Genomic DNA, 14,552 nt, shown 5'->3' on the forward strand with positions numbered 1-14,552 from the left:
GGAACCCTGACAGGGGCGTCGGGATCAAACTCTTCGCTCAGCCTAGAAAGAGGCCCTCCCACGAACGAGTCCATCACGCCAAGCTCAGCGGCACGGTCTGAGAGAAGAGTGAAAACAGGACAAAGAGAAGATGTCTGGTTCGAAGGTTAGTCTCTGATCCCGTATTCCTTGATCTTGTACTGCAAGGCCCTCAAGCTGATCCCCAGGAGCTTGGCGGCCTTCTCCCGGTGGTTGGTCACCTCCGCCAAGGTCCGTCGGATCACGTCGCGCTCGATCTGTTCCAGCGAGGTCCCGAGCGTCACCACCATGGTGCGAACGTCCTCCCGGCTGGCCTGGATCTCCTCGGGCAGGTGTTCCGGTCGGATCACGCTGTCCTTCACCGTAACCACCAACCGCTCCATGAGGTTCCGGAGCTGGCGGATGTTCCCGGGCCAGGCATACAACCGCAGCAATCGCATCGCCTCCCGCGACACCTCTTTAGGAGCGCGGTGATGCTGGGCCGAAAACTCCGCCAGAAAACGTTCCGCGAGAAGCGGGATATCGTCCGCCCGGTCACGAAGCGGGGGGAGGCGGATCGGCACGACATTGAGGCGATAATAGAGGTCCTCGCGAAAGCCGCCTTGCTTGACGGCTTCTTCGAGATTGCGGTTCGTGGCGGCCACGATCCGCGTGTCCACGGTGATCAATTTGGTCCCGCCCAGCCGGCGGAACTCTTTGGTTTCCAACACGCGCAGGAAATCGACCTGCGACTTCAGGGAGAGCTCCCCCACTTCGTCCAGGAGCAATGTGCCGCCGTCCGCCAGCTCGAACCGCCCCATCTTGGTGGTCATGGCGCCGGTGAACGCGCCTTTCTCGTATCCGAACAACTCGCTCTCAAAGAGGTTCTCGGGCAACGCGCCGCAGTTCATGGTGATGAAGGGTCCGTCGGCCCTGCGGCTCTTGTGATGGATGGCCCGCGCGACGAGTTCCTTGCCGGTTCCGCTTTCGCCGGTGAGCAGGACGGTGACATCGCTGTCCGCCACCATCTCCACCAGCGAATAGACCCGTTGCATGGGCTCGCTCTCGCCCACCATCTGGTCGAAGCGGATTCTCGCTTCGAGACGGTCGCGGAGTTGCCGGTTCTCGCTCGCCAGCGCCTGGCGCTCCAGCGCCTTGGCGACCGCGACGGGAAATCGCTCGCGATCGATGGGTTTGGTGAGGTAGTCGTAGGCGCCCCCGCGCATCGCCTCGACCGCCGTATCGATCGATCCGTAGGCGGTCATCACCACGACTTCCGTCTGCGGCCACTGCTCTTTGAGCCGTTGGAGAAAGGCCATGCCCCCGATGCCGGGCATCTTCAGATCGGTGATGACCAATTCCACGGACGAAGCCGTTAACTGCTCCAGCGCTTCTTCTGCTGTTCCTACGCCTCGCACCTCATACCCCTTCTTTTCGAGCATCGTCACCAGGGCCCCGCGAATGTTGATCTCGTCGTCCACGACGAGGATGCGCGCGGCCGGCTTCATGATGCGAGCGAGACCGGTTGAGCGATGGGTTGGGGTTGCCGCGCTGCCGCGGGGAAGGTCATGACGACGGTCGTGCCGCTCCCCGGCGCGCTGGACACCTGAATGGTGCCGCCGTGGTCCTGCATGATGCGATAGGCGATGGCGAGGCCGAGTCCGGTGCCGCCGGGCTTGGTGGTGTAGAACGGTTCGAACACCCGAGACAGCTCCTGTTTCGTGATGCCGATTCCGGTATCCGTGACCGAAAGGGCCACCCAGCGCTTGCCGTCCGAGTCCTGTGCTCGCGCGCCGATGCGGCAGAGCCCGCCGTTCGGCATGGCGTGCAGGGCGTTCACCACGATGTTCAGCAGGACCTGGCTGATGGCCGTTTCATCCCCCATCACACAGGGAACCGGTTGTTCCACGTCGAGTTCGAGCCGGACCTTTCGCTCCTCGGCCTCGAATTGCATGAGGGCCGCGACATGCTCGATCAGCGCCGTCATATCAACCTCGTGCAGGTCCAACGACCCCGGATGGGCGAACTTCATGAAGTTGTCGAGAATCACCGACAGCCGGCGGCATTCGGCATTGAGGACATGCAGATACCGCGCGCCCTGGCCTCCTGCCATTCCGCTGTCCCGAAGCTCTTCCTCCAGCAAGTGCAGGTTCAGATCCATGGCGCTCAAGGGATTCCGCAGCTCATGGGCCACCCCCGCCGAGAGGGTATGCAGGGCCGCCAACTTCTCCGCGACGCGGACCCGTTGTTCCAGGGCGAGCCAGTCCGTAATGTCCTGGGCCTGCAGGATCACGCCGGCCCGTTCCCCGCCGTCTCCCGTCAGCTCCGCCGTGCTCACGCGGATGGTGCGAGCCTGGCGATCGGCGCTGTCATAGGGCAGGTCCTTCTGGCTCATGTGCCGATGGCGGCGGAGCGCGCTATCGAGCACCTCGCGGATCGTCTCGCCCTCCGCAAACGCCGTTTCGTAGGCATTGCCCAGCAAGTCCGCCGAGGCGCGTTTCAGCACCGCCTCGGCCGTGGGATTCACCGCGGTGATGACCCCGTCACGGTTGATCGTCAGGATGCCGGTCGGAATGCTTTGAAGGATGTTCCTGGCCAAACCCTTCACCTCCTCAAGGGTGCGTCTCGTGCTGTCGTAATGCAGCCAGGTAATGACCGCCGCGATCCCGATCGCGCTGACGAGGAACATGAGCAGGGTGACCATGATCAAATCGCGGCGCGACTGCCACAAGGCGGGGAACAATTCACGAGGGAGAGGGCGATCATCGCCGAACCCCTGCAGCAGGAGCTTGTCGTGCTCCAAGCTGAGGAGCAGGATCACCGAGACGACGATGGCCAGGATGAGCACGACCGAGGCGATGAGCCGGTAGGGAATCCCGCGGATAAACGTGGTTATAGGGGCAGGCCGAAACATCGATAGTCGGACCTTGAGATTATGCTAACACGCTCGAACGGGGCTGTACACCCGGAAGGTCTGCGATCGATGCGCTGATCGGGCCGGTCGCACAGGCAACCGGATCACGTGCGGGGAGTGGTCCTGTGTCTGGCAACGCCACGGCGGCGAAGTAACTGGGCAAAGCAGTCCTGGCAAAGTTCCTGCGAACTGAGCTCGTCGAAAACGAGCGAACGGGAACGCCGCGCGCATCGATCGCAAACGATGAATCCTGCCGATGTGCCATCCTGTGCAGCGGGTAAACTGCCGGTCATGATCTTACGCCTCCTTGTGTCATGTCTGTCACGCTGTCATTCGTTCCTGGCTCGGAATGTCAAGCTATGCGTCGCGGTCACCTTCGATGGTCGCCCACTCTTCAATGGCCTCATCCAAAGAGCCTCGTCGAATCTGAATCATGGCCAACCGTTGTCTGAAGATATGTTCATATCGCGTCAGGCGCTGGATGTTCCGGATGATGCGATCCCGGGCGATCGATCCGGTGATCTGACCCACTCTCTCGCCCCAGCGTTGCAGCCGCAGCGTGGACGAACTCCTGGCGCAGACAGCCAGGCCCCGTTCAATGCTGTCAGCAGCCAGATCGGCCTTGCGGTCATACTCGTAAATGGTGGCGAGCAGCAAGTATCCGCGAAGCCAACAGGGGCTGGCCTGGACCGTCGCTTCAAGAACGGCCGCGGCTTCTTCCGTATCGGCCGTCGCGATCCGTTCCATCACCGCGTCGAGCACCTCCTGCAACGTCCGATTGGTCTCATCCCCGACGAGGCAGTCGAGCGTCCGGTTCATCCCGCGCAGTCTTGTCGCCAGATCGATGCGAGTCCAGTCGCTGAGCATCATGGCCTCTGCTGCGTGTGGATTCGACAAAGCAATACCAATGCCGAACCTACGGGCATCACAGTCATACCGCTGAGCGTTGGATGGTTGCCGGCATCCAGTGGGGTTTGGAAGAGAAAGGAACCGTAGCCGTCTCGTCTGACGGGGAAGAGTCTGCAAAAATTGCTGGCAGTGGCGGGGACGGCATTCAGGGGTCTGACGGGGCTGCTCATTCTGGTTAACAAGCGGTGTGTGAAACGCGCTGCCACCGACGGCGCTGACGGACGGATTGGCCCGGGCGTGGTTTACATTTACATCCAGAGTGATGCCACCTCAACCGGATCAGTTCTCTCCACAGAAGCGCCACAGGATCGTTCGGATAGACATCCAGGATGCGACGGCATTCCTGAGCCGCGTCGGCATGCCGGCCGTTGGCGGCTAACAAGAAAATCAGATAATGGGACAGTTGGCGACTGTCTGGGTAGCGAGCAATCAGCCCACGCAGCGAGGCCTCTTCTTTCTCAATTCGCACTCGATAGGCAGGAATAGACCGAAGCAGTGAGTGGAAGGCCTTGTCCATGTATGCTAGGCCCGTTCCATATCACAGTAACATGACCGGGCTCGCTCTTGTTGCTCGCGTTCCATGCAACGCGGACAGAGCAACAACCGATTATCCTCGTCGAAGAAAAGTTGAGGGGATAGATGATGACAACGCTCGCATGGATGATCGGGGGGCTCTAGCTCGATATTTTCAAGTGAAATCATGGGGGACTCCATAATCACCGGCTCTCAGGCCATCGTTGGTTGCGCCCAGCACCTCCCATTGCCCTCGATCTGGCCGCCGGCGGCCCACTCGGCGGCAGCGGCGGAACGCATTGGGCGCAATACCATTGTTCGGTGTTCTTGTCCCACAGGGCGCTGGTCAATGCCTTGCGGCAGCAGGCACAGGTGAGTGGTTTCATCTTTTCCGACCCCTGTGACGGCCATCCTCCGTGACCGTAGAGACGATCTCCGCAACGAGCTTGAGCAACAGACGTGCCGGAGACTGCATCGCAAGAGGGTTGCGAGCACTTTCAATACATTGTGCAGGTGTGGGCAGGCTGCAAGAAGAAGCCAGGAGAGGCAGAACAGAAGGGGGATGCAAAGATTGCACGTCGGGGGTGGGGAGCCAGTGGCGCGATGGAACCGTCAGTCCCGGACGGATGCGGCCTGCATCGGCCGGCCCTGTTCCGCCATCCGCTTGTAGAGCGCGGGAATGATCAGCAGCGTCAGGATCGTCGAGGTCATCAGTCCGCCGATCACGACCGTGGCAAGCGGGCGCTGCACTTCCGCGCCCATCGTCGTGGCCAAGGCCATGGGGAGAAAGCCGAGGCTGGCGACCAATGCTGTCATGAGGACAGGGCGCAGCCGATCCTGCGCCCCCTGCCGGACGGCCTCCTCCGTGTGAAGGCCCTGCGACTCCAGTTGGCGAATGCGGCTGACCAGCACAACGCCGTTGAGGACGGCAATGCCGAATAGGGCGATGAAACCGATTGCGGCAGAAATGCTGAACGGGAGGCCACGAAGGGCCAGGGCCGCGATCCCTCCTGACAGCGCCAAAGGAACGTTGAAAAAGATCAGCAGCGCGGGCTTCATGGCGCCGAAAATGACGGAGAGGACGGCCAGGATCAGCGCCAAGGTGACTGGCACCACCAGGGCCAAGCGGATTGAAGCCTCTTCCAGATGTTCGAACTGCCCGCCCCAGGTCATGTAGTAGCCGGTCGGCAAAGCGACGGTCCGACCGACCACGCGCTGGGCTTCGGCAACAAAGTGTCCGAGATCGCGCCCGCGGATGTTGCATTCGATCACGATGCGCCGTTGCACGGCCTCGCGGCTGATTTGCGCCGGTCCGCTGTCCATGCGGATGGCAGCGACTCGGGAGAGCGGCACCAGTTCGCCATGCGCGGTGGGAATAAGCAGGGTCCCCAGGGCGGCTGGGCTTGCGGAGGCATGTTCAGGCAGCCGCACGACCAGCTCAAAGCGTCGCGCCCCTTGCACGACGGTTCCGACCACGCGGCCGACGCGCGTCGTTTCAACGAGCGTTAACACTTCGTCGGCGGTCAGGCCATATCGCGCGATCTGGTCGCGGTCGATGAGGACGCGCATCAGCGGGAGGCCGGCGACCTGCTCGACCTTGATGTCCTGCGCCCCCTGGACGGTCTCAAGCGCGCGCGCCACCGCATCGGCCTTCTGGCGGAGCATGTCCAGGTCCTGGCCGAAAATCTTGACGGCCAGGTCAGAGCGTGTCCCGGCGATCAACTCGTTGAATCGCATTTCGATCGGCTGCGTAAAGCCCAGCCCGACGCCCGGCACGGTCTCGACCAAGGCGCGCTTCATCGCCGCGATCAAATCTTCCCGCGTGGCAGCGGTGAACCATTCTCGTCGAGGCTTCAGGATCACGAAGACATCGGACAGTTCTACGCCCATGACGTCGGTGGCGACCTCCGGGCTGCCCGTTCTGGTCACGACCTGCACCACCTCGGGGAACCGGCGCAAGACCTTCTCGATCTGGAGCGAGGTGGCCACTGATTCTGTGAGCGAGACGCTCGGCAGGCGCCAGACCTGAATTGCCATGTCCCCTTCATCCAACCGTGGGACGAACTCGATCCCGAGCGCGGCGCCGACCGCGAGACTAGCCGCGAACACGCCGGCGGCCAAAGCGGTCACAAGAAGCGGGCGCGCGAGCGACCAGGTGAGGCAGGGGTCGTAGATCCGGCGGATACAATGGAGCAGCCTGGTCTCTGACCGAGTTCTCATGCCCCGTGCAAACCACGAGGCGAGCACCGGCGTCACCGTGACGGCGAGCACCAACGATCCGGCCAGGGCCAGGATAACCGTCAACGCCATCGGTTGGAACATCTTCCCTTCGATTCCCGCTAAACTCAGAATCGGCAGATAAACCAGGATGATAATTCCCACCGCGAAGGTGATCGGCCGCAACACTTCGCGACCGGCCTCGTAAATCACGCGGATCCGCTCCTCCGCCGTCGTCACAGGTTTCTCCCCCAAGCGACGGAGGATGTTGTCGATCATGACGACCGATCCATCCACCAACAGGCCGAAATCGATCGCCCCGAGGCTCATGAGGTTGCCGGACAGGCCAGCCTGGACCATGCCGGTGAAGGCGAGGAGCATCGAGAGTGGAATGGCCGAGGCGACGATCAGGCCGGCGCGGAGATCGCCCAGGAACAAAAACAACACGGCGACAACCAGAAGACCGCCCTCGAGGAGGTTATTACGCACCGTCCGGATGACCTGCGATACGAACAGGGTCCGGTCGTAATAGGGTTCGATGGTGATGCCGGCGGGCAGCGAGTCTTGAATGGCTTTGACCCGTTCCTTCACCTGCTCCACCACCTGCTGCGCGTTGGCTCCGGCCAACATCTGCACCATGCCGATGACGGTCTCGCCTTCACCGTTCGCCGTCGCCGCCCCGATCCGTAAGGCCGGACCTGCCTTCACCTCGGCGACATCCTTCACGACGATGGGCACCCCGCCCGGCCCATGGTCCACCACGATCTTGGCCAGGTCGGCGACGGTCGTGGCCAGGGCCTCTCCCCTGATGAGCACCTGTTCGCGCTGGTGCTCGATATACCCCCCTCCCGCAATCGCATTGTTCCGCTCCAGCGCCTCGAAGACCTGGCGCAGCGACAACCGATAGGCCAGCAGCTTTGCGGGATCGACCAACACGTGGAATTGCTGCGTCTCCCCACCCCAGATGTTCACCTCGACCACTCCCGGCACGGCGCGCAGCCGCATGCCGATGTCCCATTCGAGGAGCGTCCGCAAAGCCATCTGGCCATAGCCGGGACCTTTGAGTGTGAATTGGAAGACCTCGCCCAGTCCCGTCGTCAGCGGCCCGATGATCGGACGGCCGTATTCGGGCGGAATGCGCTCGATCGCCCGGGACAGCCGTTCGCTCACCAGTTGCCTGGCGCGGTAGATATCGGTGGGGTCTTCGAAGATGGCCGTCACGGCGGAGAGCCCGTAGCGAGATACCGACCGCAGTTCGCGCAATCCCGGAAGCCCGCTGAGTTGACTCTCGATGGGAAACGTCACGAACTGTTCGACTTCCACGGGGCCGAGCGCCGGTGCCTTGGTGAGGACCTGGACCTGAATGGGCGTGAGATCCGGCACCGCGTCGATGGAGAGATGCTTAAGGGACCAGGTGCCGGCGGCGATGACGAGAAGTATCGCTACCAGGGTGAAAAATCGATAGCGGAGAGAGAGCTCGAGCAACCGATCCATCTTACTTAGCCCTCTCCTCCCGAGTCGATATGCTCCCTGAGGAGCACGTTCTTCAGATCGAAGACGCCGTCGCTGACGACCCGGTCGCCCTCGGAGACCCCGTGGAGGATTTCCACCCAGCCGTCTCCTTCGCGGCCAGTCTGTACGGGGGCAAAGGCATAGCCCTGTTCCCGCTGCACGAACACCCCGCGGTCGTTCCCCACCATCGTGACGACGGATGCGGGAACGGCGAGGGTCGGCAAGCCGCCGAAGGATAGGCGCACGTCCACATATTCGTGCGGCTTCAGCCGGCCCTCCCGGTTCGCGACCTCGAAGCGAATGCGGATGGTGCGGGTTTTTTCGTCCGCCACCGGCGAGAGGTAGGTCAACGGAGCTGCCAACGGCTCGGCGCCCTTGGGCACAATCGTGCCCTGGTCGCCGACCTTGAATCGCCGCGCCTGCTCGATCGGCAAGTTGGCAAAGACCCAGACCCGGCTGGGATCCACCACCTCGAACAATTCCTGGCCCGGCGCCACCCCTTGGCCCAGTACGATGTTCTGCGCCACCACCGTCCCCGCGATCGGCGCCGTAAGGGTGTAGCGATGGCTCTGTTCGTGAGTCCCTTGCTCCAACTCTGTGAGTTCTCGCTCGGTCAACCCCATATTCATCAGCTTCTCGCGGATGTGCTGGTACCGGGCCTTGGTCTCGAGGTGACGCCCACGCTCCTCGACGAACCGTCGTTCGGTGATGATCTGATCCGCCCGGAGCCGCTCGCTTCGCCGGAAGCTGTTCTCGGCCACGTCGGCTTGCGCCTTGGCCACGAGGTATTCTTCGACCAACTGGTCGAGTTGGAGGCTCCCGATCGCGACGAGCGGTTGCCCGGCGCGGACGCGATCGCCCAATTGGGCGTAGACCCGCACCGCCTGTCCTTCGATCTTTGAGGTCACCTTGGCGACCTGCTTGAGGTCCAATGAAACCTCGCCGGGCGCCGTGACGATCTCCGGTACCCTTCGGGCTGCGACCGGCTCGGTCCGTATGCGCCCCTGCATCGCCGCGGGCGGTTGGATCATCCGGAGTAACGGTGTGTCCGCCGTGATATGTTCCGGCGGCGCCGAAGGCTTTTCCGACTCATGATCGCCGCATCCGACCAGCAGCGCCGCGAGCGCGACCACCAGGGGCCAACGGGACCTTTTCATGCCGTGGGTCATGACGGCCTTCCTCACTGTCCTGTCCAGGCTCCTGTTCCTGCCCTGTCCGCCATCGCGCGGTCCTTGCGTCAGTCCCGTCATAACATCCCGCCGCTCGCCCGTTCGAGACGCGCGAGGGCCACCGAGAGATCCATGCGAACCTGCGCGTACTCCAGGAGGGTTTGCCGGTGCACGCGCTGTGCGTCCAGTACCTCCAGGAGGCTGGCCGCTCCCTGTTGAAAACTGATTCGCGCGATGCGCAGGGTCTCTTCGGCCTGTTTGAGCAGGCCTTGCTCGAACAGGTCGATCTGGCCCTTGGCGGTACGGACTTCCTGCGCGTGCTGGGTCAGGGCTTGGATCAGTTCGTTCTGCATCCGGTCACGTTCCGCCTGCAGACGATGTTTTCCGGCGAGGGCTGTTTGGATCTCCCCTTGCCGGCGGTACCAGAGCGGGATCGGCAGGCTGAGCCCGCCCGTCACCGATTCATCGCCGGCCTCCCGGTGGTACTGGCCCTGCACGCTGACGGTGGGCATGCGCGACTCTTTCTCGTAGATCAGGGTCTGGTCCGCTTGGTCGACCAGCCGGCTCAAGCGGCGCAAGGTCGGGTGGTCCTCTAAGGTCCGTTCGGTCAAGGCTTCAAGACGGATCTCCTGCTTTAGCGGCTCGAAATCTCCCTCGACGGCGAAGGCGTGGCCGAGCGCTCCGGCGGTTTTCGTGTTCAGGGCCACGCGCGCAGTCAGCACGGCGCTCTGTGCCCTGGCTGCGTCCTTCGTGGCCTTCTGCACTTCGACCGTGGCCTTCATGAGATCGAATTTCGTTGCGTCTCCTGCGGCAACACGGGCGGTCGCGGTCCGCGATACTTCTTTCACCATGGCCAGGTTCTGGGCGGAGAGATCCGCGTCCCGCTGGGCCAGCAGCAACTGATAGAAGGCGACCTTGATCTCGGCGATGAGATTGAGCTTGGCTTCTTCCAACCCGGCAGTGGCTCCCGCTACCCCCGCATCCGCGGCGCGCTGCCGCGCCTCGCGCTTGGCCGGCCACTCCAGCGGTTGTTCCACCGTAACGGTGCGCTCGGTGATGCTGACGCCGGTACTGGGGTCTCGAATCGACCCGCGGCCGGCCGATCCCGTCACGGAGGGGTTGGGATAGGCTCCCGCCGTCATCCTCTGTCCACGGCTCTGTTCAATCGAGGCCTTGGCACCGGTGATGACCGGACTGCGCTCGAGCGCCAGAGCGATGATGGTGTTCAGGTTGTACGGCGCCGGGCCTGGCTCGGCAGCCCGGGTTTCCTTCCACAGGAGCATGGAGCCGAACAATAGGAGCCACGGCGCCATGATGAGTCGAACCACCATGGGATTCCTCCTTCCTTCTCATGAAGCGAAGCCTTGCGGAGGAACCAATGTCCCGACGCGCCGCATGTGACCGCTCGGATCGAGGCTGCTCCGATCGCGTCGCAGCGGTCAGCCCGCTTCACATGAACGACTTGTGACGAGAATTGGTTCAGGAAAGAGAAGCGGGTGGTGCTCGAAGGGGGAGCGATGACGAAAGAAGCAGAACGGTCGGGGTGATTGAGAAAGCCGAATCGACTCGTGAGAGGCTGAGGAGAGTCGGTGGAGGAGCCTCTTCACCGGAGGGAACGAGGAGAACCTTATCGATGGCTGGGCACGGCGAAGGCGCGGCGAGCACATAATCAATTTCGGGATGATCTGACACATGCCCATGATGGCCGATGAGGTGGATCGACTGCCGGATGACACTTCGATCGGTGTCATCATAGTGTGGCTGGTGAGATTCGCACTCCAACGGCTCCGAAAACACCGTATGCATGATTGCATGGTGCACATGGCCCGGGTCTCCATGGCTGTGCTCCACCTCCGGATGCACGTGCACCCAGGGCACCATGAGCAGCCAGAGGGAAACCCATGCGAGAAGGGCTCTACGAGACCAGGTTGAACGACCACGCATCGACGGCATCGTGGTAGCAGAATAGCACAATTCTCCCGATCCGATCTCTTTGTTCTTGGAAATGGAGACCCTGCGAACCGGTCCACGGCGGGAGATCTGACTCCGGACCTCTGCGGCAGTAGAGCTCCTTGCGCAGCGGTGAGCCTGGCTGAGTGGACTGACCTCGCAGGGCCCGGCTTGACGCGCCTCCTGGATTTGATAGAGGATAGCCAGAACGAATGCGCAGGTATTCCGATGCATGGTCTGGTTTCGACAGTGAGAGGAATTGACGTGAAGCTGGCCGCGGTTCTGTTGGTTTTCGTGTTTTGTCAGGTCGTCGGTCTCATGTGTGCCGTCCCCCATGTCGCTCTGGCCGGCGAACACATGGCGGTCTTGGAAGAGCCGATGGGCTGCCCGATGGAGGGGACGATCATCTGTCCGCCTTCGGCGGTCTCATCACCGGAGCGCCAGGTGAAAAATGGCGCGGCCGCGGCTGTTGATCAGGCCACGATCCTGCTCAGTCCGTCCATCGATCTCACCATCCCCTCAATCCCAACGCCGTGCTCCCGGAGCAACGCCTTGTCCATTGTTCCCATCTCCATAGGTTCTTCCTCGGTCCTTCGGATCTGATCCTCCGCCTCCAGTTCGTTTGCTCGCCGCTCGGCCCTGTCGGCTGAGCGGGCGTTGATCCATTCCATTTTGCCAACGCCGTCTGGAGGTGCCATCGTGAAACCGTCTGCCGCAGCCCCACGAGTGTGGCTCGTTGCTCTGAGCATCCTTTCAGCCGTAGTCTTCTCGCCCTGGCCTGTGCGTGGGGCGGACGATCGAGGGGCGACCCACTCCGATGGAGACCGCCCCTTGCATCATGAGATTCGTATTGACCTTCCTGGTCTCATCGCAGACATCGACGCAACCAACCCGCAGGTTAAGGCCGCCCGACAGCGCTGGGAGGCCGCCCTCGCCGTTGTACCGCAGGTCCAAAGCCTCCCGGATCCTCGGCTCCAATTGGGATACCAACGGATGCCCATGGTGCCTCCTGTCGTGGAGGGAGCGGTCTACGGATTTGGGCAAGACATTCCTTTTCCCGGTAAGCTCGGTCTCAGGGGGGAGGTGGCTCAACGGGAAGCTGAACGACTGGAACAGGAGTACCGCGCCACCCGCCTCAGGCTCATCGCTTCGTTGAAGGAGGCCTACTACAACCTGCACTTCGTGCACAAGAGCATCGAGATCGTCGAGAGCAACAAAGCGCTCCTGATGCAGTTCGAGAAGACCGCGAAGGCACGGTACAGCGTTGGACAGGCTGCGCAGCAGGATGTGTTTCGAGCGCAGGTCGAGATCTCGCGCGTGCTCGATCGGCTGGCGGTGCTCGATCAACAGAAAGAAAGCCTGCATGCGGCGATCAATCGTCTGATCAATCGGCCCCCCTCCGACCCGCTTGGGACGCCGGAAGAAATTCGGACGACCATCCTGACGATCCCGCTGCACGAACTCAACCGGCGCGCCGAAGCGTTCTCCCCGGCATTGCTGGCCACGGCCAAAGGTATTGACCGTTCTGAACGGTCCGTCTCGCTGGCCAGGCGCCAATACTATCCGGATTTCGACATCACGGCGCTGGGCCTCCGGAACGACCGGATCAACGACAACGGGTACCAAGTGATCGTCGGGATCAAGATCCCGCTCTTTTACGAGAGCAAGCAAAAGCAAGGGGTGCGAGAGGCTTTGGCTGGCCTGGAGGGAGCGCGCGAGGAATTTGCCGCGACGCGCCAAGAGGTGCTGTTTCAAGTCAAAGACGGCTTCGTGCAGGCGCAGCGAGCGGAACGGCTGATCACCATCCTGCGCGATGCCATCATTCCCCAGGCCACACTTGGCCTCCAGGCCGCGCAAGCAGGGTACGCAGTTGGAAAAGTCGATTTTCTCACGCTGCTGAACAGTCTCCTCACACTCCAGGATAGCCAACTGGAGCTACACGGCGAAATGGTGAACCACGAGCGCGCACTGGCCCGGCTCGAAGCGGTGACGGGGGGCTCGCTTGAAGGGCCGATGGCCGAAAGGAAGCCGGGATCATGAACCGCCGCCGCGTCACGCCGCTGGTGCTGGTCCTCCTGCTACTGGTGATCGGGATGAGCTGGGTCTGGCTGTGGCCAAGAATCTTCCCGCCGGCGGGTTCCATGCAAGACTCGATGACCAACATGCCGGGGATGCCGATGCCGGAGCCACGGCCCGGACAGAGGTCCGAGGACGGGGCGACGAGCCCCATGCCCCAGTCCTCAGCACCCAGTTCCGAACATCCCGGCGTGGTGACGATCCCGCTCGAACGTCTACAGATGATCGGGGTGAAGTACGAGCCGGTGGCGCGCCGTCGCCTGGAAAAGACCATTCGCACCGTCGGGCGGGTGGCGGTGGATGAACGGCGCCTCGCCAAAGTCACGATCAAGTTTCACGGCTGGATCGAAGAACTCTATGTGAGCGCACTTGGAGATCACGTGAAGAAAGGGCAACGGCTCTTTACGATCTACAGCCCCGATCTGGTCGCGAGTCAGGAAGAATATCTCCTCGCCGTGCGGGGACAGAAACAGTTGGGGAGCAGCGAGTTTCCGGAAGTCGCGCAGGGCTCCAAGGATTTGCTTGAGGCCGCCAAGCGTCGTTTCCAGTTATGGGATATCACGGAGGACCATATCCGAGAGCTGGAGCAAACCGGTAAGGTTTTGAAAACGCTCCCGATCCATTCACCCATCACCGGCACAGTCATCAAGAAGGAGGCGCTCGCCGGGGCGCATGTGGAGCCTGGCGAGGAACTTTATACCATTGCGGATCTTTCCCATGTCTGGATCTTGGCGGACATTTACGAATACGAACTCTCTTTCGTGAAGAAAGATCAAAAGGCCGCCGTCACCCTGTCCTATGATCCAAGCGCGATCCTGACCGGCCGCGTGGGGTTCATCTATCCCACCCTGGACCCCAAAACCCGCACGGCCAAAGTGCGGTTCGAGTTGGACAACCTCGACGAGAAACTCAAGCCGGACATGTACGCCAACGTCGAGTTACGGGTCGACCTGGGCACGCGACTGGCGATTCCTCAAGAAGCCGTCATCGAATCGGGCCGGAAGCATGTCGTGTTTCTCCATCACGGCGGTGGGAAGCTCGAACCGCGTCTGATCAAAACCGGAGTCAAGACCGGCGAGTGGTCCGAAGTGCTGGAAGGCCTCAAAGAGGGCGAGCACATTGTGACCTCGGCCAACTTCCTGATCGACAGCGAGAGCCGGCTCAAGTCCGCCGTCGAAAGCATGGGCGGCATGCCGGGGATGAAGTGAAGGAACGTCAAGCCTCATTGGTCATTCGTCAATCAGGAACGCCTCGTACTTTCCGATCGAATGACGAGTCACGGCTGACGAATGACG

The 14,552-nt window shown here is 62.1% G+C and carries 9 protein-coding genes; 3 read left to right on the forward strand and 6 right to left on the reverse strand.

Annotation, left to right across the window (positions count from 1 at the left end; genetic code table 11):
- Window positions 1–146: 146 nt before the first annotated feature.
- The 6 genes from QWI75_RS01355 to QWI75_RS01380 all read right to left on the reverse strand — a co-directional run bounded on the left by QWI75_RS01355 (window position 147) and on the right by QWI75_RS01380 (window position 10,562).
- On the reverse strand, window positions 147–1,505 hold the full coding sequence (locus QWI75_RS01355) for a sigma-54-dependent transcriptional regulator (protein ID WP_289266889.1): 1,359 nt from the start codon (window positions 1,503–1,505) through the stop codon (window positions 147–149).
- Window positions 1,502–2,911, reverse strand: coding sequence for a two-component system sensor histidine kinase NtrB (locus tag QWI75_RS01360; RefSeq protein WP_289266890.1), 1,410 nt, complete (start codon window positions 2,909–2,911; stop codon window positions 1,502–1,504). Before QWI75_RS01360 ends, QWI75_RS01355 begins: the two co-directional genes overlap by 4 nt.
- 357 nt (window positions 2,912–3,268) lie before the next feature.
- On the reverse strand, window positions 3,269–3,781 hold the full coding sequence (locus QWI75_RS01365; RefSeq protein ID WP_289266891.1) for a hypothetical protein: 513 nt from the start codon (window positions 3,779–3,781) through the stop codon (window positions 3,269–3,271).
- A 1,164-nt stretch (window positions 3,782–4,945) separates the two neighbouring features.
- A complete protein-coding gene (locus QWI75_RS01370; protein ID WP_289266892.1) occupies window positions 4,946–8,044 on the reverse strand; it encodes an efflux RND transporter permease subunit in 3,099 nt (1,032 codons plus the stop codon).
- 5 nt (window positions 8,045–8,049) lie between these two features.
- Entirely contained in the window at window positions 8,050–9,219 is a 1,170-nt protein-coding gene (locus QWI75_RS01375; RefSeq protein WP_289266893.1) for an efflux RND transporter periplasmic adaptor subunit, read from the reverse strand.
- 89 nt (window positions 9,220–9,308) lie between these two features.
- Window positions 9,309–10,562, reverse strand: coding sequence for a TolC family protein (locus QWI75_RS01380; protein WP_289266894.1), 1,254 nt, complete (start codon window positions 10,560–10,562; stop codon window positions 9,309–9,311).
- An 883-nt stretch (window positions 10,563–11,445) separates the two neighbouring features.
- On the opposite strand from QWI75_RS01380, the gene QWI75_RS01385 reads away from it, so the two are divergent.
- From QWI75_RS01385 to QWI75_RS01395, 3 genes are all read left to right on the forward strand, one after another.
- Window positions 11,446–11,784, forward strand: a complete 339-nt coding sequence (locus tag QWI75_RS01385; protein WP_289266895.1) for a hypothetical protein — start codon at window positions 11,446–11,448, stop codon at window positions 11,782–11,784.
- A 228-nt stretch (window positions 11,785–12,012) separates the two neighbouring features.
- The gene (locus QWI75_RS01390) at window positions 12,013–13,221 is read left to right on the forward strand and encodes a TolC family protein (RefSeq protein ID WP_370693537.1); all 1,209 of its coding nucleotides are present in this window, start codon (window positions 12,013–12,015) and stop codon (window positions 13,219–13,221) included.
- Complete coding sequence (locus QWI75_RS01395) at window positions 13,218–14,465, forward strand: efflux RND transporter periplasmic adaptor subunit (protein ID WP_289266896.1); 1,248 nt, start codon at window positions 13,218–13,220, stop codon at window positions 14,463–14,465. The genes QWI75_RS01390 and QWI75_RS01395 overlap by 4 nt, the downstream gene beginning before the upstream one ends.
- The last annotated feature ends 87 nt before the right edge of the window (window positions 14,466–14,552 follow it).

The organism is Nitrospira tepida, from assembly GCF_947241125.1.
Lineage (GTDB): Bacteria > Nitrospirota > Nitrospiria > Nitrospirales > Nitrospiraceae > Nitrospira_G > Nitrospira_G tepida.

What these genes read in the sequence shown, in the direction of transcription:
- QWI75_RS01395 (WP_289266896.1), top strand. Translation starts at nt 13,218, where the DNA reads ATGAACCGCCGCCGCGTCACGCCGCTGGTGCTGGTCCTCCTGCTACTG.
- QWI75_RS01375 (WP_289266893.1), bottom strand. Translation starts at nt 9,219, where the DNA reads ATGAAAAGGTCCCGTTGGCCCCTGGTGGTCGCGCTCGCGGCGCTGCTG.
- QWI75_RS01355 (WP_289266889.1), bottom strand. Translation starts at nt 1,505, where the DNA reads ATGAAGCCGGCCGCGCGCATCCTCGTCGTGGACGACGAGATCAACATT.
- QWI75_RS01380 (WP_289266894.1), bottom strand. Translation starts at nt 10,562, where the DNA reads ATGGTGGTTCGACTCATCATGGCGCCGTGGCTCCTATTGTTCGGCTCC.
- QWI75_RS01360 (WP_289266890.1), bottom strand. Translation starts at nt 2,911, where the DNA reads ATGTTTCGGCCTGCCCCTATAACCACGTTTATCCGCGGGATTCCCTAC.
- QWI75_RS01370 (WP_289266892.1), bottom strand. Translation starts at nt 8,044, where the DNA reads ATGGATCGGTTGCTCGAGCTCTCTCTCCGCTATCGATTTTTCACCCTG.
- QWI75_RS01365 (WP_289266891.1), bottom strand. Translation starts at nt 3,781, where the DNA reads ATGATGCTCAGCGACTGGACTCGCATCGATCTGGCGACAAGACTGCGC.